Source organism: Pseudomonas mucidolens (genome assembly GCF_900106045.1).
Taxonomy (GTDB): Bacteria; Pseudomonadota; Gammaproteobacteria; order Pseudomonadales; family Pseudomonadaceae; genus Aquipseudomonas; species Aquipseudomonas mucidolens.
In genome coordinates this window covers 4,714,608-4,732,646 of sequence record NZ_LT629802.1, presented here as the reverse complement: position 1 = coordinate 4,732,646, position 18,039 = coordinate 4,714,608, and the positions used below count along the sequence as shown (strand labels likewise).

11 protein-coding genes and 1 tRNA gene are annotated in these 18,039 nt (G+C 52.1%); 3 read left to right on the top strand and 9 right to left on the bottom strand.

Features of this window, described 5'->3' with window-relative positions:
• The first annotated feature begins 683 nt into the window (after nt 1-683).
• The gene (locus tag BLU75_RS21765; RefSeq protein ID WP_172832083.1) at nt 684-8,213 is read left to right on the top strand and encodes a CHC2 zinc finger domain-containing protein; all 7,530 of its coding nucleotides are present in this window, start codon (nt 684-686) and stop codon (nt 8,211-8,213) included.
• Between the two features lie 65 nt (nt 8,214-8,278).
• On the opposite strand, the gene BLU75_RS21760 is transcribed toward BLU75_RS21765, so the two are convergent.
• The 9 genes from BLU75_RS21760 to BLU75_RS21720 form a co-directional block, all read right to left on the bottom strand.
• Nucleotides 8,279-9,136 carry a hypothetical protein gene (locus BLU75_RS21760; RefSeq protein ID WP_034136431.1) on the bottom strand — a complete coding sequence of 286 codons (858 nt, stop codon included), beginning with the start codon at nt 9,134-9,136 and terminating at the stop codon, nt 8,279-8,281.
• 89 nt (nt 9,137-9,225) lie between these two features.
• Entirely contained in the window at nt 9,226-12,114 is a 2,889-nt protein-coding gene (locus BLU75_RS21755) for a DUF927 domain-containing protein (RefSeq protein WP_084381401.1), read from the bottom strand.
• The gene (locus BLU75_RS21750) at nt 12,111-12,383 is read right to left on the bottom strand and encodes a DUF3077 domain-containing protein (RefSeq protein ID WP_058426346.1); all 273 of its coding nucleotides are present in this window, start codon (nt 12,381-12,383) and stop codon (nt 12,111-12,113) included. Before BLU75_RS21750 ends, BLU75_RS21755 begins: the two co-directional genes overlap by 4 nt.
• Nucleotides 12,380-12,664 (bottom strand): hypothetical protein, encoded by a 285-nt coding sequence (locus tag BLU75_RS21745; protein WP_017846196.1) that lies wholly within the window; start codon nt 12,662-12,664, stop codon nt 12,380-12,382. Before BLU75_RS21745 ends, BLU75_RS21750 begins: the two co-directional genes overlap by 4 nt.
• A gap of 528 nt (nt 12,665-13,192) precedes the next feature.
• Nucleotides 13,193-13,498, bottom strand: a complete 306-nt coding sequence (locus BLU75_RS21740) for a hypothetical protein (protein ID WP_058426344.1) — start codon at nt 13,496-13,498, stop codon at nt 13,193-13,195.
• Nucleotides 13,495-13,776, bottom strand: a complete 282-nt coding sequence (locus tag BLU75_RS21735; RefSeq protein ID WP_084381400.1) for a helix-turn-helix transcriptional regulator — start codon at nt 13,774-13,776, stop codon at nt 13,495-13,497. The genes BLU75_RS21740 and BLU75_RS21735 overlap by 4 nt, the downstream gene beginning before the upstream one ends.
• A 98-nt stretch (nt 13,777-13,874) precedes the next feature.
• Nucleotides 13,875-14,732 carry a hypothetical protein gene (locus BLU75_RS27995; protein WP_231982587.1) on the bottom strand — a complete coding sequence of 286 codons (858 nt, stop codon included), beginning with the start codon at nt 14,730-14,732 and terminating at the stop codon, nt 13,875-13,877.
• A 279-nt stretch (nt 14,733-15,011) separates the two neighbouring features.
• The gene (locus BLU75_RS21725; protein ID WP_034136437.1) at nt 15,012-16,247 is read right to left on the bottom strand and encodes a tyrosine-type recombinase/integrase; all 1,236 of its coding nucleotides are present in this window, start codon (nt 16,245-16,247) and stop codon (nt 15,012-15,014) included.
• Nucleotides 16,248-16,414: 167 nt separating this feature from the next.
• A tRNA-Arg gene (locus BLU75_RS21720) sits at nt 16,415-16,491 on the bottom strand.
• Between the two features lie 201 nt (nt 16,492-16,692).
• On the opposite strand from BLU75_RS21720, the gene BLU75_RS21715 reads away from it, so the two are divergent.
• Together BLU75_RS21715 and BLU75_RS21710 are read left to right on the top strand one after the other, a co-directional pair.
• Nucleotides 16,693-17,409 (top strand): Crp/Fnr family transcriptional regulator, encoded by a 717-nt coding sequence (locus BLU75_RS21715; RefSeq protein WP_084381399.1) that lies wholly within the window; start codon nt 16,693-16,695, stop codon nt 17,407-17,409.
• Between the two features lie 87 nt (nt 17,410-17,496).
• Complete coding sequence (locus BLU75_RS21710) at nt 17,497-18,039, top strand: RNA polymerase sigma factor (protein WP_090221558.1); 543 nt, start codon at nt 17,497-17,499, stop codon at nt 18,037-18,039.

Sequence of the window (18,039 nt, the reverse complement as noted above, 5' to 3'; positions counted from 1 at the left end):
AATGGGTGTCAAATTTCGTAGGAAAGACTATAGCTAACTCGATCGCTCGGATTTCCTACCCCGTCGCTTCATGCATGCATTACGCGGCCCAGATCAGTTCTTTTAAGCTGCAGGAGAACCATCTTTCGCTGAAGGTGCCCAGTAGCAAGGGCGCTGGGAGGTCCGCGCTGAAAAGCTAGGTAACAGGCCCAATAGGGGAGGGATCACCATAACATATTGAATTTATTGGCTTAAATAAGAGTGACGCCAACTTTAAGCGTGTTCGGATGCCGTGTAACTAAGCTCGCCGGCGTAGCGTTGAATTGTCCAGATCAAAGCTGGAGTGTTTGTCCACGACAGTCAATTGACATGTCAAATAGACGAAAGTATTGGCTGAGTACCCATATATTTTTTGTGAGAAAACGAGCGGGGTGAGATGATCCAAATGATTTATAGCTGACCTGCGCTGAAAGGTGCCTGTGATCACAAGGGTGAAGCTGGGAAGCGTACGGTTTGGGGAGTGATGATTGTTTGTGAGGCCTTTGCCCTATTGACGTCCACACACGCCGAAAATTACGCAGTAAACATCGAGAAATAAGACGTTAAGAGCACTGCACTAAAGTTGGGAAGTTTTCCTGTGTAGCAATGCCGCGAGTGGATAGCTTACGTATCCACTTCTTATGGATAAAAGAGGGAGAAAGAAATTGCCTAGGATTGACTACGAAAAATTGCTTCAAAACGTTTCTATTGAAGATATAGCCAATCGTCTAGGTATGACTCTCAAGAAAACGGCTGTTAATCAATTTAAAGCCCTCTGCCCTTTTCATGATGATAAAACGCCTTCTCTGCTAATCGACGCTAGGCGGGATAAAGGAAGGCAGCATTTTTATTGTTTTTCGTGTGGTGCAAATGGCGACTGTATTGATCTAGTTAAGGAACGGCTGAACGTTGGCTTCAAACAAGCGGTCGAGTGGCTAGACCCTAGTGCGTCGGTTGTACGTACTGGTGGGAGAAGTAAAGTCACTGAGAAAAATAGTGTAGCTCCTAAAGTCGATCTTTCAGCGCTCCAATTTGGATATAATTTATACAAAAAGGGATCGGATCAGGCTGCACTTGATGCTTGGATAAAAGAACGTCGCCTCGATGCTGCAGTTATAAAGCGTGCCGGGTTTATTTACGCATCGCGAAACTTCCTATCTCGAACGCTTGATGCAGAAAAAAATAGATCTGTTAAACGTGAATATGCTGGGGATTTAGAGGACGCGTTTCTTATCCGAAAGTTGATTCCGGGAGTAACAGCCGAAATGCATTTGCCGTTCAACTCCGGCAGTGAATCAACAAATGGGTATAGTGACTTTTTTATCGCTGATCGAGTAATATTTCCGATTCATGATGAAAAAGGTCAGTTGCTAGGTTTGGCAGGTCGGGTTTCGGGAGTTTCTTCTGAATCAACAGTACCAAAGTACCAATTTACGCGTGAGTTTCCTAAGTCAACCGTTTTATATAGAGCAGATTTTGCATTCAAACTTGTGAGAAGTGAGGCGAAGAAAGGTAATAAAAAGCTCGTAATCTATTTGTGTGAGGGATTTCTTGATGCGCTTCGCTTTGAAAGCCTTGGGTTTCCCGCAGTTGCGATTATGGGGAGCTCAATTAGCGAAGCCCAGGTTGGACTACTTCAATCCTTAAGCCATTCGTTGCCAAAAACTGCGAGTTTAACAGTCGTAGTTAGTTTTGATAGAGATGAGGCTGGATTGCGAGGCGCAGCAGATGCTTGCCTGAAACTTCTGAATGCCCCTGTTGAGTGTGCCTTCTTATGGCCAACAGATCTGCAGCTTACTGAGATTGGCGTTAGCATCGGAGATAGAAAAGACCCAAACGACTATCTGGAGCTTAGAGCAGTTGAGTCGGTAGTAACATTTCTACAGAATGCAACATATCCTCCCCAACTTTCCATTCTTGCAAATTCCTTTAGTGTCACTGCTGAGGACGTGTTAGTTGCAAGTGTGTGGGCTTCCGCTCCACGAACTCGTAGGTTTAGAGCTTTCAGCCAGGCGCTTAATCTGATCGAAAAGTCCATTGGGGCAGACGCCAGAGAGTTTCTGCAGGGATCTCTTTTAGAAAATGACTCATCAGTTCGGATTCCCGCGTTTACAGAGTGGCTGAGCTTCATAAGTGAGTCTGCTTCTGAGATTTATAAGTCTTACTCTGAAGATTTCCTTAACGACTCAGGTGCACGTCTTAATCACTCTCGCATACTTGCATATATGGGGTCTAGACGAGGTGAACTTCCGTGTGATGAGCCTCGATGGGAACGATTAGATATTGCCGCAACCGCGTTTAACACGTTGTTAATCGATCGTTTGAAAAGCGCTACAACTAGCGGTCCTATCGGTCCTTACAATGCGGTTTGGGTGCCTAGGTCTTTTGGTGGGGCAGAATATAGATTAAAAATTATGCCTCTCCCTGAGGACTTGATAATTCAACAATATGTGTTGAATGAAATTCTCACTGAGCGTTGGGATCATGAAGGTTTCACGGATACTCCGTTTAGCATGAGAATACCTGCTGTTCGCTACTATCGAGAAGGCCGCAGGACAATTACCACTGGCTTCGATGTTAAAGGCGGTGGAGACGGCGAGGCATTAACGTCACAAACCCTAAGTTTTGCTTATCAGATCGACATGGATGTTCTTGAGGGACGTCAGCCCGCCACCGACCAAGGTATGTATCGACCATATGCCGAGTGCTGGCGCGATTTTATGGCATCCTTGACCAAGCAAGCTACAGAAATTGGATATGTTTACTCTATAAGATTAGATGTAAAACGATACTACGATCGTCTTCGGCGATATGTCGTTCGCGACCGATTGTTAGCACCGCTTCAATCAGCAATAGCCTCAGTCTCTGATAATACTCCAGATTTCGCAAAGCTAATTAATTTTGATATGCCAGAACCAACTGCTGCTTCCAAAGCAGCATTTGTTCTTGATAGGCTTGATGAACATCTATTTGGTGTAAATTACACAAGGCCCGATACAGGTGTTTTGGAAGAAACCGATCCTTTAATGGGTATTCCGCAGGGGCCTGTACTATCGGCCTGGATTGGTTCAGTAGCTTTATTTCCTGTCGATGAGGAAGCATTTCGCTTCATGTCATCTGTTAATACTGACTCTACTCGTGCGGGTTATGCTAGATATGTAGATGATATCGTACTTCTCGCAGGTGATCCGGAGACGCTGGCTAACTTAAGGGAGGCTGTAGATCGATGTGCTCGTAAACTTGAACTCACGCTCCTTGCAAAGGCTGAAGAGATTCCTGCGATGAGCGCTGAGGACTTCGCATCTTATATTAATGAAGGTAGGGCTTTAGCTGCCTACGGACCAGCATGGGAGCCGCCTTTAGTCGGTGACGGTGAGTCGGGCTGGGATTTTTGGTCGGCCGCCCCGGCTACTGATCGTCAGTCAGCACTGCACTTACTTCATAACGTAGAACTGTACAAAGCTTCTAAGTCAACGCTGATTCAAACTGTCAAAACAGCGTTTCAGGCATCGGATCTTCGTGCGTCTGAACTTCCTAAAGCTTCAAGATTAATCTGGTACTCAATTGCTGTAGAGCATCTTGATACGAGCGTTAGGGCTTCTGATGTTCTATCGCAGTATTTAGATACTTGGGATAGTTGTGTTTACGATGCAGCTTGGAGCCTTCGACCTGAGAGTAATGAATGGGAATCACCTGTATTATTTTCTTTGGAAGGTTTGGAGCATTTAATTGATAAGCAAGCGCGCGATGTTGCTGAGCTTTCCGCTGAAGAGAATGCTTTAAGAAGATGCCGTATTGCGTGGCTTGCTGATTTAGTTTTAACTAAGGAATTTGAAGTTTATGTTTTTAATTCAACCCCAGGCCCTCAGCATCAACTGGATGTGCGATTGGAACTCGTCCGTTGGAAAGCTGCCCGGCTTTTGGGGAAGCATAAGCGCTCGGAAGCTCATTTGCATGTTGAGCGTTCTAAGTTAGTACAAGTCTGGCAGCCATTTGAGTGGATGCACGAAGCTGTTGCATTGCTCTCAGATGCGGCACAATCAGAAGAAGATCCACTGATTCCTTTTGTTGCTTCGACTGAAGATCATTTGCGTAAGGGCACAATTTCAGGTTTCGCTGCCGATGTGTTTATTGCGATGCTACCGGGAAGCGGTATGCATTCTAGGCTTCTGAACAATGCAAGTCAGTCGTCGGCAATAAATATTGCTTTGCAAACTATTGTTAGTATTGTTCCGAAAGAGAGACTCCCAATATGTTTAAGTCGACGTAATCATCTCATATGGAGCGATACGTCCGCTAGTTTAGTGAATCGACTCATACTTCCGCCCCTGCCTGGTATTAAAACTGATCGTCTTTTGTCATGCCTAGGAAGTCAAGCGGGCGAAGATGGAACGGTATTAGTGAATGCAATTGAGGCTCTCGACTTTTCCTCCGTAGATACCAACCCTGCTTTCATCGGCGCCGATAATGCTGGTGTTGTTCAACTAATGAGCACTGAATGGACGCCTCTGCCACTAGTGGGTTCGCTTTCTAGATTAAAAAGCGACTTGGCGAAAGAGAATTATATTAGTTTGCGCGAACGTGTTTTGCCAGTCAATATCAGTGTGACAACAGAGACCTTGAAGCTTGCTGCAAAGTTATTTAGGTCCGTTGCACAAGTAGTGGTTTCCTATGCTGAGAATAACGAAGGTAAAGAGCTGGTTCCAGCATGGCCATACATTGCAACTGATCTAAATAAGCAAATGTATTACCTGGTCGCAGAGGGCGTATCGCGCGATGAACTTGGTAACAGAGCATTTGTGCGTGATGGTGGAAGAGCTTTGCGTACGGCTGAAGTTCCTATCTACGAAGCCAGTCTGTGGAGAGTTGGCGTTGCTATTTCAGATTATTTAGGACTTTACGATGACGTCTCCAAGTTTGGCGATGCGGAGTCCGACGTGACGCTCGACACTGTGGCATTAGCGAGCCCAGCTCGATACGTCCTTCGTGCGCAACTTCGGAAGCTTAGAGGCGCGTATGCTGACTCACAAATAAGTAAACGACGAGGTGATGATGGGGTGTTGCCAGCTACTGTAAGTCGCTCGCTTCGTTTGTTAGAAACGTTTCCAGAGCAAGTAGAGGGTTCTCTCGATCCTATTCTCTATGTTCTTGCAGCTGAGGCAGAGTCTGCAGGCATGTACTTGGCATTTCGCGAAAGCTGGAAATGCAGTGACGTCGCATCATTCTTAGCGTCGTTAGCAAACAAAGTACTAAGCCGTTTGCCTCTATCGGTTAGTCAAGTGCTTGCAACAAGTGATGAGGCAGGTTCTGGTATAAGGCGTGACCTTTTTGGTCTACTCTGTTTTGCCAAACGATTATTTTCTGTTTCTACCGAATCTCCGGTTACTGAAATTCCTTCATGGAAGGCGCTGCGTGCGGGTGTTGTGAGCGCAGGTGTTACTGTCGCTTTTGAAGGGATCATCGCTTCATTACGAAGCCATGGGGCATTCGAACGATATGAGAGCTTTGATTTTCCAGATGCTTGGGAAATACCTTCCGCCCCGACACATGTTTTGGAGGAAAAAATACCTTCTGGCAATACGTTTCAATCAAACGGCAGAGTTTTATTGACCGAGCAGTGTCGTAGGCTAGTTCAGCACATTGGTCATCGACTGGCTCAAGACAATTTGGAGCGGTTATCTGAGTCACTATATGAGCAACTAAAAACTACTGCTAAAGCGCTAGCTTCAATTGACTATCATGATGACGAGGCGGAGTCGCTTCTGGAGTGGCCGTTTGAAGTGCTGAGTGACCATTGCCTGGAATTGCTCAGTCTGGAGTTATTAGAGTCAGTCATTTTGCTAATTAAAAATTTAGACGAAGAGCTCGGTTTTGAGTCTATAGTGGTTATTGAAAAGTCTTATGGCTACAATCCTCAGACTAAGCGCTTTACCGACTCAAGAAATGGCGTTAGGGATGTTACTCCGTGGATGATTTCTCAATTCCCTAAGTTCTCTAAACACATCGAAGAAATAACTCAAGATGGCCGCTTTCTACGAGTTTGGTCGGAAGTTTTTGATCGAGAGAGCGGTAGGCTCTTATCGGTCTCTGCGCTTGGTGAACCATTTGCCTCAATAGCCATTATTAAACCGAATGTTGAACCCCCCCTTCAGGTCGAGGTGATAGAGGAATTAGATGGGAGTAGTTCCACATCAAACTTAAATAAAAGTGATGTTGGAGTTGTTGAGTATGTAGTAGTTGAGCCCATCATTAGTGACTCGTCATCTGATTTTTCATCGCCGCAAACATCTTCTTCGAATTCTGATGGTCTTGGCGGTGAGGAAGTTGTAGTAGATGAATTGATTGAAGGTTTAGCCTCAGATTTAAAACCTGATCCTGCGGACAATGCGAATGCTCCCTTGGAGAATTTGATACAGCAAGAATTAGGCCGTGATGCTAGTGCTTTCAGAAAGCAGCAAGCAGAGCAGTGGACTCGGCGTGGTGAAGCATGTAAGCCCAGCGGCTTAGTTCGTATCGCTTTACTTCAAGCTGACTTTGATCTGACGTATCAACATCCTTTTGTCGAGACTTGCCCTACTCATTGGCCTTTTAATTCAAAGGTAAATGAGGCCATTTCTCTGAGTTTGAAAGCCAGTCCTGATTCAAAATATGGAAGATTGCTGAGGGCCGCGGAAAGACATGACACTGCGTACAAGTGGACAAAATTAGAGACTCTTCCTAGTTGGTCGGAACATCGTCGCCGCTCGATTCTTAAACGCGTTATTGATACGTGTCAAAACTTTGGAGTCGACTTGCTTGTTCTTCCTGAGTACTCGGTAAGGCGTGAGACAGTGGACTGGCTTAAAACATATATTATTAATAAGGGTGTTTCGGTCTTGGCTGGGACGTACATGAATATATGCAGCAGGGAGGATGAGAGTCATTTGTCGGCGCCCCTCACTTTACTTTGGCCTTTACCCAAGTCAACCTCGAAAGTCTTTCTTGCGTCGCTAAAGAAGAGGAAGTTAGGGGGGAATAAAGATTACGATGCTTTGGAGCGTGGACATGTTCTCGAGTTTTCCAGGAATAAAAAATATCGTTCGGTTGCGCTAGAAGAATTTTTCCGTCCGTCTGCATTAACTTTAAAGCCTCTATTTAATCCAGGAGAACTAGCAGGTAAGCTAGAAAGTGTTGTAGGTTTCGAGCCTTCAGCTGATGTTATTACTCATCTTTTGACGGAGGCGAAGCTCCCTCTAAAGTATCTATTGGAATTAATATGTTCTGAGGCTTTCTTAGTATCTAGCCCTGCTAATTATATCCAAATGACGGAGGATCTTAAGGCAATGTGGCGTCGGTTTGGACGGCCAGCCGAAATTGATGAGGTTTTTAACGATCTTAAAGCCCTATCTGGAAAACTTTCCATAACTGGTAATGGGGCGGAGGCCCGAAGATCAATTCTTGCCGTACCTGCTGCTACATCGCGCTCAGCAGACTATTGGTTCGCGGGACAGTCCGGGTTCTTGGCGGCAGGTACCACGACAGTATTTTGTAATAGCATAGATGGTAAAACGCTTGTTGGTGGCAGCTGTTTTATAGGGCAGGGAAGTTGGAAGTCTGAAGAGACTACTATGGGTTATCTTTCCAAAGTAACCCCTTATCACGGCTGGTCCAAAGGAATTTATTACAATAATAGAAATGACGCTTTAAGCAAAAGTGATCAGGCGTTGGTAATCGCTGACGTGGATCCACATAATATGCTAGAGGGTAAACCTCGCGCTCAAACAATGCCGTCACCACTTCAACTCGTGTCTTATTTGCCTTTAGTCGAATCTATTGATTGGGAGCGTACGCAATCAAATTTGCTTAATCTGCTTTCGATCTCACTGCCGAAAGACGTACTTACCTCGAAGGAGAAAATAAAAAACCGGCCGCAAGACGAGCATGAATTTTGGCAGACTGTCGCGAAATCCAAAGAGACGCTTGATGAGACAAATCTTGGTGAGTTGTGGCGGAAATTTCCCGATGCCGGCCCGCTACTGTCTCGCGCGAGTGCCCATCGTAATAATAGTGATATGCAACCGAACGCACCGAGGGGTGCACTTGGACTACTTGCCGCGCCAGCTTTTTACGACTGGATTGATGTGAGTTTAACTTTGACTGAGCACCAAGAACTCCCATCAATTGCTGTTCACCCATGGAAGACTCCCGAAGATTGAGTGTCTTTAATTAGGTCTCGCAATTGAAAGAGATAAACAGCCCGCGAATGCGGGCTGTTTCAGGGTCAAGCGGCGAGTAGTTGTTCCAAGGAGATATTGCGAGCCGCCGCTGCGAAATCGGAGCGTTCAAGTCTCGAATGGAAGGGGCCGAAGCGAGGCACCTCAAGCCCAGACAGTCCTTCCCCCATTCCGCCTTTTTGGTAGCTGACGGCAAGTAACCGTGCGCCTACAGCGAGCAGTTGTTCGGTCACCGCGTTCCACTCCTCATCCAATGCAAATCCAACCGCGCTCAATGCGGCTGTCTTGGCTTCATCTCCACGTTGGCGGGCATTCGTGATTTGAGCTTCAAGGGTATCAAGCTCGACTTGGAGAGCACCGAGGATCAGGTCTTGCCTTCTGACCTGCTCGTCTGTTGTTGCCAGTTGTTTAGCCGCCTTTTGCATTTCGCCGCTTGCTGATTTTTCCCCTTCGGCATCACCGCTTGCGAGGCATTTGGCGTAGGACGTTGCAGCGTCGCGCTCGGCTTGTTGCGCCTTTTCCAGGGCTTGATCGGCTTCTGATTGAATTGTCTGAAATCGCTCGCTCAGGTGCGATTTTTTCCGTTCCAGCGCTTCGACCTCAGCGATTGCATCGGTCATCGCTTGAATAGCGTCAGCTTTGATCTGACCAATTTTTTCCAGCCTCTCCAGGTGTTGAAGCTTGCGATCAATTGATGCCAGCTCACCAGGAATCGCATCTATGCGGGCTTTGACGCTTGATAATTTTTCCATAGCCTCGCGGCTTTCAGGGCTTCCAATTACGTTGCCATTCGCACTGAATCCGCTAGGTGCATTGCGCCACTCGGCCTCCAGTTGTGGCAAGCCTTCTTCCAATGTTTCCAGTTCTTGAATCAAGGCGGCTTGTTGCTGTTTTAGCTGGTTCATGTTGAGTTCCTAAGGCGAAAGGTTGATTGGTTTGCTTCGCTGGCGGGCCAGGCCGAGGTGGGCCTGAATTTCTCATGGAGCGGCCGTTATTACGCCGCCTGGGCGCCGTGATCACCTTGTTCTGGCACTGCGACAACCACATAGCAGCGCTGCAAGCCCAACCCCGGTAGTCGCACTGCGGTTGAAGCTTTGCCATCCTTTCCAGGCTCTAAAACGCCCCGTCGCAGGAGCTCTTTGTTAACCGCACTCAGGTTCATGCCTCGGAAGATTTCGGAGCGCCATGCTTCCGGTAGTACGTAGTAGGTGTTGGTGGTGTGCAGGGCATCGCCCATGCCGTGTTCCATCGTCTTGCGAAAGCCCAGCCGATCAATCGTGCGTGGGCCGTGTTCATCGATCTTGGCGGCGGCAGATTCCCAGCGGGTAAAGCGGCTTTCTCCAAAGCGCTCGATGACCTGTCTCAGTCGCGCCAAAATCGCATCGCCCTCGAAATTTCCGGCGCCGCCACGCTCGGCTAGCCACGCATGCAGACATACACGTGCAGCGGTCGTGGCTGTGCCGTCCGGCCAGCCGGTGACTCCGAAGGCGGTGGCTAACTCTCCGGCCGCTGCGGCGAGGCCGAAGCGAAGGGCGGCGCGTTGCGCCTGTCCACTGGCCGAGGCGGGCAGGTTTTGGGTGATGAACTGTTCCACCGTGCGGCGAACGATCACCGTCCATCTGAGCATTTCCCCAGGAGCACACAGTGCGTGCAGGAAGGCGGTAAGCGGTGTGCCGTAGTATTTGGCGACACGCGCCTTGAGCGCATCGGAGAGGGCGGCAGCGTCCTCAAAACCGTTCAGCACATCGAACATGCCTAGGCCCTTGCTGGCATCTGCTGGTACCGCAAGCATGCGCACCTCCATGCCCGCTTTCAGCTCCTTGTTTGCATCCGCCATGTGCTGCGCCAATGTCTTCTCGCCGGTCGAGAGAAACAGCAAGCGCCACTCCTGCACCTGTCGGCCCGCTTGTCCTCGATCATTCGCTCGGGCCTTACCGGTGCCGTTGCCGAGCATGTAGACCGTCTCGCCAATAATGCGCGGGTCGCACATGCCGATTTCATCCAGCACCAGGAGACCGTCTGAGTGTGCAGCGGCGATGGACTCCAGGGCGTTATCTGTCGAGCGCCACGAACGCACCAAACGCGGCCCGCCATAAACCGATGCAGCAACTTGCAGGTGGGTGGTCTTACCTCCGGAACTGTCGCCGTAGAGGTGGAAGCCGCCCGACTCATGCCCAAGCATGTTCAGCAGAGGCCCAGCAAAGGCCACAGAGACGACAAACGCCAAGCGGTGATTACCAACGCACAGCGCACCGATTTGCTCTTGCCATTGCTCCAGAGAGCCCGCCTCGCTGATCGGAGGCAGCTGCGCACCGGCCTCATAAAAATGCAGGTGCTCGGCGTGCGAGCCGATCTGTTGTTCGGGCAAAAGGAAGGCGTTGTCGTGCCAGCCCAAACGCGTCACCAAGCGGGCGCGCTGGGCACTGTCGAAGCCGCCGAGATAGCTTTGCAGGTCATTGCGTGCGTTGCGCCCTGATCGGCTTCCGGCAAGGCGCAGACCCATGTCTACCAGCGGGCCGAGTACGTCTTTGCCGAAGTCGCCGGTCATGGTCCGGGCCGGAATGTTCCAACGTTTTTTAGCGCCGTCTGGGTCATCGAACTCAACTAACAAGCCCCAGTTGTGGCCCTTGTCGTCGCGAGTGCGAGCGATGATTTCGAGAGGCGAACACACGGGGCGCGCCTCACCATCATCGCCGGAATAAAAAACCCCTTCAGCGGTCAGGCGAAAGCCGCCCGGCAACAGATCATTTTTCGATTTCGCGGGGCGTTTGGCGGGCGCCTTGGCCTTCTGTTCTTGGGGGGCAGTTGGCTCAGCGGCACCGCCGAAAAGCTCACCGCTGCGCACCAGCTCGGCTACGTGGCAAGCGGTCCAGCCTTTGGCTGATGCGTCCGCTGCATCGTCGCCGTCTGCCCATTTTCCACCTTTGACGAGTGTCGGCTTGCCGCCTTTGCTGCTGGGCTTGAGCTTGAACACGTCGAGGGAGATTCGTTGCACCGAAGCGGTGCCCATCTCAATCAACTTGAGTTCGATGGCGTCCATGCAGGTCTTGCCGCTGGCATCGTTATCCGGCCACAGCACCACAGCGCGCCCCTTGAGCGGTTTCAGGTCGGCCTTGAGCCAAGAGTTGGAGCCGTTCGGCCAGCAGGTGGCGACGTAGTCCGGCATCAGCTCAGCAGCGGCATCAGCTGCTTTCTCTCCCTCACACAACACCACAGGCGCATCGGCGCGCTGTGCTAGGTCATCCAGGCGTAGTAATGGCCGAGGCTCCGGCAACCCTTGCCAGCGCCACTGTGTTGTTTGCTCATCGGAGCGTTTGCACCAGGTCAACGGTGCAAAGACCTTTCTCGTTTTGCCGTCGTTATCGGGGCCCAGGTCGAAGCGATACAGCGCCATGACCGGCTGGCCCTGTGCATTGCGATAGATCCACACCTTGGACGGAACACCGTGTTGCCGGTGCTTGGCAGGGCACTTGTTCATGGCCTCGGCCGGGATCGGCTGGATCGCAATCCACTCCGGCGCTGCGGGCTTGGCCGGTGCGCTTTTAGCGTTCGCCGAACCGGCGGAAACGTTGAGCAGGTCCGCCAGCTTTTTGCATGCATCAACGTCGGTGCCGCCGTCGATGTAGCGCACCAGGTCGATCAGGTCGCCGCCCTTATCGCCGGTGGCAAAATCCGCCCAGGTGCCTTTGCTCAAATTGACCTTGAGTGAGCCTGCGCGTTTGTCCGTACGCGTCGGATTCGGCGCGGTATATTCCTTGCCGCCGTCGACGCGTTTGCCGTTCGGCAGCCACTGAGTAAGGACGCGGTCGATGTTCTTCAGAGCGGCGCTTTTTACGTCAGCGAAGCTCGGGCGTTTTGATTTGCTGCCGGTGCGCTGAGTCATAGTGTGGTCCTCGCCTCAAGCAACGCCTCGTTCACGTCGTCGATCAGCGCCTTAGCCATCTCTCCGAGGTAGAACGCGGGCCAACTAAAACGCTCGCCCGCATCGCTGATGGCAGCGTCGAGGATCAGTTGATTGGCGTGGTGCAGGATCTGGGAGACGGCTTCAAGTGCGTCCTCCAGCGGGATACCGGCATTCACCCGAAACAGGTTTTGGCCGTTACCGTTGGCAGGGGAAAACTCTGAGCGTCCACGAGTAATGGAGTAGTTCACAGCGCACCGCCTTTCTGGCCCATCGGCACAGATGAGGCATCACCGTACATGGTAAGTGTTTTGATCAAGCCCAAGGTGCCGCGCACATCCCAAATAACGGACGACAGTACGCGGTTGGAGAGCAGGGGTTTATCCCCGTCTAAGTGGTCTTCCAGCAGCATGAGAACGGAGTCGGCGCGGTCGAGCGCACAGGTGATGGCGTCGATAGGCAGACCGGCTTCGGCGTCTTGGCTGACGCAGAGTAGATCTTCGGGTAGTGCAAAGCCTGGGAGCATGCTCATTGGGCACCCCCTGCGGCTTCCAGGGCGCGAGCCTTTGACATATGGGCGTTGTAACGGGAGAGGCGTGTAGCGAGGCTGGAGTTGGCGTGTAAAGCGGCGAGAGCCATAGCTCGATGAGCAGCGGCGCGAATTTTGGACGGATTGAGGGCAGGCATAGGTGACACTCCAAGTTTGAAGATGGAGCTGCCACTGATCGTCGCCAAACGAATTAGGGTGGCAGCTGTGCGCAGGTTGGCGAACCGGGAACTTGGAACCCGGCAGACCCGAAGGTCTCCCACGCACAGCTGCCATAACACGAAACGGCAGGCACAAAAAAAGCGCCTGCTGTCGGATGGGGCGCCTGTGCGCCAAGTAACTCGGGTCGCCAAACCCGGTCGCTGAATTTGCAGCGACGGCCAGAGAGTAGCGTCCGTTTTTTGAAAGTGCAACTGTGCAGATCACTTGCGGATTTTTTCGAGGCGGCATAAATTGATCAGGCATGTAGATTTACCTCAACGCCTCCGGTTGCCGCCGGGGGGTGTTTTCGTTTCAGGCATGGATGTCCCAGCGCAGGGAGACAAAAGGCAACAGGTCGCTTTCGAGGCACGCGCGCGCATCCTCGTAGGCATCAATTTGTTGGCCTTCGTCGACGATGATTGCTTGCGGGGATTGGCAGGGAACTGACAATGCGCACCAGATGCCATCTCTCCATCGCATCACCATCACGTCCCGATTCAGGCGTTTTTGCTCTGTGCGGTAACGTTCAAAACGCTGCATACCGCGTGATGAGAATCCGACTGTTCTGAGTACAGAAAAGGGCTGCAAAATGGCCTTGTTGGCGACACGATTTTTCATGCTGCCACCTGGTTGCGAGCCTCTATGCGGCTTCGTGCCCATGTTTGGATTTCAGATAAAACCCAAGCTACGGGCGCGCCGCGAGCGGTGCTGTCGCTCAATTTGACGGGCAGGGGAAAGCCGCTATCTGTGCGCTGCATGAGTTTGTAGATGGTGGAGCGCTTCATGCCCACGATCCGCTCGACCTCGGGCATACGGATCAATGTCGACGATGCGTCAAACATTGGGCTTGGAGTGGGTGGGTTAAAGCGGGGAATTTCAGCGGTAGGGGCTTTCATAGGTCTTGCTCTCGACTGGTTAGGACTGAGAGCAATGATCTAGGTGCAGGTCGGTGGTGAGCAGTTCACTTCCAATTGAAATCCGATTGAAATTTTAGCTACAGCACCAAGTTGCGTTTGAGAATGGTCTCAACGCTTTTGCGAGTTAGGGGTTTTTCGGTTTCAAGTGCAATCCAATCAGGCCGTTGTTTTGGAGGTTTGGCGACCTCACGCTGTAGCCAGGCATGTACCTTCGTTGCAACGTTGCGTTTGGACATCCCCGCTGCGCGGTAGTGACGTCCCTGTTTAACTATCGCGGCATCTCGAAGGCTAATCTCATCGTTGCGTTCCATCCCGCTGATGATGCCGCCCTTTTTGCGGGCAACGGTATCAATCGCTCGCACGGCGATGGATCTCAGTTCATCGTTGTTTAGGCAGAGTAGGGACGTGATCGGTTCCAGGTAGAGGGTGTACTGATCGAGCACTTCGATGTGCTTGTCCGGGTCGACCTGCATCGCTACGAATTGGCAATACAGATCTTTGGGCCAGTCAGTAGGAGGTTCAGAGACATGATACCAAGCCTCTTGATCGGCTATTTGCATCCAACTGGCTAGTGCCCCTAACGCTTTTACGGCACATGCCATGATGTAGCCCGCATGAGCATCGCGCTCCGACACTGAGTAATAACCGCTGTACATTCGTACCCAATGCGCCAGGCGTGCCGTGGTGTCGGTGGAGGCATATTGAAAAATGCTCTCCTCATGAATCATCGTCTGAATGCACATACTGCCGAGATCTTTCATGCCGGCGAGATCTTTATTGATATCGTCGCGATGAATGCGCAGCCAGCACTGGTCGATCAGGTAGCAGGCGTCAGCGACCTGTCCACGGCAGAGATCATAGAGCGGTTGTTCTGAGAGAGATTTGAGCAGGCCGCTGCCTAGCGCCGAATGCAATATGACTTGGTGATCAGTCATTACCAGGTCTCATCCGCCGTGTAACCGAAAGTCCCACGCCCTGCGCTTGAAGGGCGGAACCAGCGAGAGTCTCTTGGCAGGCTCGGGCGAAAACGTCTGCCCGCAGCACCTGGGCGCTGACTTGCGCGTTACACGCAGGGGTAGCGTTACATCGGATGTACACTATGTCGCTCAACTGTGTAACAGGCGTGGAGGCCAATGAAACCGGGCGTTTGACCATGGGCGTTACACGAGTAACACCATTTACACCGGTTTTGGAGGGGGGCTGGGTATGTGCTCTCATACTGCCTTTCCAAATTGGCCCTGCACCACGTTTCCACTCACTAGGGCATCAAGGTGATCGGCGTACCACTGCATCATCACTCTACGCTGAGGCAGGTACACCGCTTTGTTATATACCCCGGCAATACCCTCCTTTGCATGAGAGAGCTGGGCCTCAATGTGATTCTCATCGAAACCCTGCTCATTGAGTATGGTGCTCGCGATGTGACGAAAGCCGTGACCTGTTTGCCGACCGGCATATCCCAGTCTGCGGAGCGCCATTAGAAAGACTGTATTGCTACGGGGGATTGTCCTGTCTTTCCTGCCTGGAAATAGGAGAGGGTACGCACCTGTCAGTGTTCGTAACTCAGTGAGCGCTTCAATTGCCTGTCGAGAGAGAGGCACCACATGTTCGCGACGACGTTTCATTCGCTCGGCTGGGATCGTCCATAGCTTTTTGGAGAGGTCGATTTCTGACCAGCGTGCTTCGCGGATCTCGCTCGGGCGCGATGCTAATAAGGAAAGCAAGCGAAGCCCAATACGAACGTCCTTTGCGTGAGGGTAGGAGTTGATCGCTCGAAGTAGCGCAGGCAGTTCTTCAATCGAAACGTGTGCATAGTTTTCAGCGCTACGTGATTGCAGGAATTTGCTGAGACCTTCAAGAGGGTTGTGGACGGCTCGTCCTGTTACGCGTGCCAGGTCATAGATCTCTTTGCAAAAGGCACGAACTCGGCCCATTTGTTCAATGATCCCCTTCTGCTCCATGCCGCGTAGAAACTCCATCCATTCCAGGGGCAATATTTCTGTGTACACGCGTTTGCCGAAGACGGGGAACACGTGAAGCTCAAGTGCGCCAAGCACTCGTCGAGATGTACCTGATTCCCAGCTTGTGCGTCTGGCCTCAAACCACTCGCGGCCTAACGCTTCAAAGGTGTTGTTGGCAGCAACCTGGTCTGCAACCTTCCGAGCTTGCTTGCTCACCAATGGATTTTTGCCGGTCGATGCGTCTTCCCGCAGTTGAGCTGCTTTCTGTCTCGCCAATGAGCCGCTGATTTCCGGGTAGCCGCCGAGGCCCAGCCAAGACCATTTGCCGTCTGGCTTTTTGTATCGCAGCTCCCACGATTTTTGCCCGTTAGGTTTTACCCGGAAGTACAGACCATTCCCGTCCTGCTCGCGATAAGTAGCGTGCTCAGGCTCCAGGCCTGCGAGGGTGGTGTCTGCTAAGGGGCGACGTTTGATTTCAGAGCGCTTCACTTCCTGTATGCCTCCAGTTATAGGAATCTGAAAGCATACACGTGGGCATACACGGCGGGAAGTTATAGGGGTGGACAGGGACGGATAGCCAGAAACAAGAAAGCCCGCACAGGGCGGGCTTCTTGGGGTGTTTCGTAGACTGTCTGAGACAGCCCGGGACTGCTATATGGTGCACCCGGCGGGATTCGAACCCACGACCCCTGCCTTCGGAGGGCAGTACTCTATCCAGCTGAGCTACGGATGCTTGTGCGGGCGACATCATACCCATGTCGGCCTTGGGCGTCCATGCCGGTTTCGTGCGTGGCGATTACTGGCTGTTGCGGGTTTATCCGCAGTCTGCATTCACAACTGTCCGGGCCGGACGTCCCTTTGTTTGCTTTGCTCTGTTGGCTTAAGCCCCGTCTGCGCCGTGTGCGCAGTATCTCCCGTCAGATCAGGTGAACGCATGCATTCCAAAGGAACCGTGATGCTCGATCGCTCGTCGCGACAAACATTGTTGGCCCGTTCCGATTTGTTCCGCGGCTTGCCCGAGCCGCTGTTGCATCAAATCGCTGGCCATATGGTGGAACGTACTCTGAGTGACCGCGAGTTGTTGTATTTCAAGGATGATCCCCTCGAATTTGTCGCGCTGGTGGTGGAGGGCCGGATCTATTCGATGATCCATGGCCCGGAGGGGCGCGAACAGATTATCGGCAGTGTCGGCGCGGGCCAGGTGGTGGGGGAGGCTGCGATGGTCGAGCTGGCCGGTCGAGAGGCTTCTACCTTTGCCAGCGGCGCCACGCGGATACTGCAACTGGGGCGCCGGCATTTCGCTCCGTTGTTTGAAGAACCGCTGTTTCTAAGGCGCTTGCTGATGCTCAGCATGGCGCGTCTGCTCAAGGTGATCGAGCTGTTGGAGTTGGTCTGCCTGCATCGTCTGGAGTCGCGCCTGGCGCGTTTTCTGTTGGCAAACATGGATGAAATCGACCTGACCATGGTCATGCCCTGTGTGTCATTGCCAGCCAATCAGGGGCTGCTGGCCGCGATGCTCAACACCAGTCGTCCCAAGCTCAATGTGCAATTGCAGCTGTGGCGCCGTAGCGGGCTGATCAGTGGAAAACTCGAGCAGATGGTCATCAACGATCTCGATCATCTGCGCCGCAAGGCCTATGTGATGAATTAATCGTCGTTCTGTTACCCAGGTAACAGCGTCACCTGGCGCACCGCCACAGACTGGGCTCTCACCAAACAGTCACAGGGAGTGCAGGCGATGGGAGCGACCATTCACTACAAGGATCAAGTGAGCGCGGATGACCGGTTATTCGAAACCAGCTGGCGGGCGGTACAGGATGAACTCAGGCGCAGGGCCATCCGCCGCGCACGGGGTAACCAGGACTTGGGGCAAGAGTGGCTGGCGGCCACCGCGATCAAGGCGCTGGTGTTTTTCCGGCGCTCGCCGGAGCGGATTCGCGATCCTCAGGGGTTTCTGTTTCTGGTGCTGGACCACGTGTTTCTCGACAGCCTGCGCCGCAGCAAGCGCGAAGGCCGGTTGTTCGATTATTCGATCGACCTTCAACACGATCACCAGGCGTTGCTTGCCGCGCCCTGTGCGTCGGTCACCGAGCAGGTGGAACGTGTCGAGCGCCTGGAGCAGGTGAAGGCGCAGGTGGCGCACCTGCCACCGCTGCAGCGGCGGTTGTTCGAGCTGCGCTTTGTCGATGATCTGCCTTACCCGCAAATTGCCGCAGAACTGCACATCGCCATGCCCCTGGTACGCAAACGCGTGCAACTGCTGCGAGCGGTCTTGCGTTGA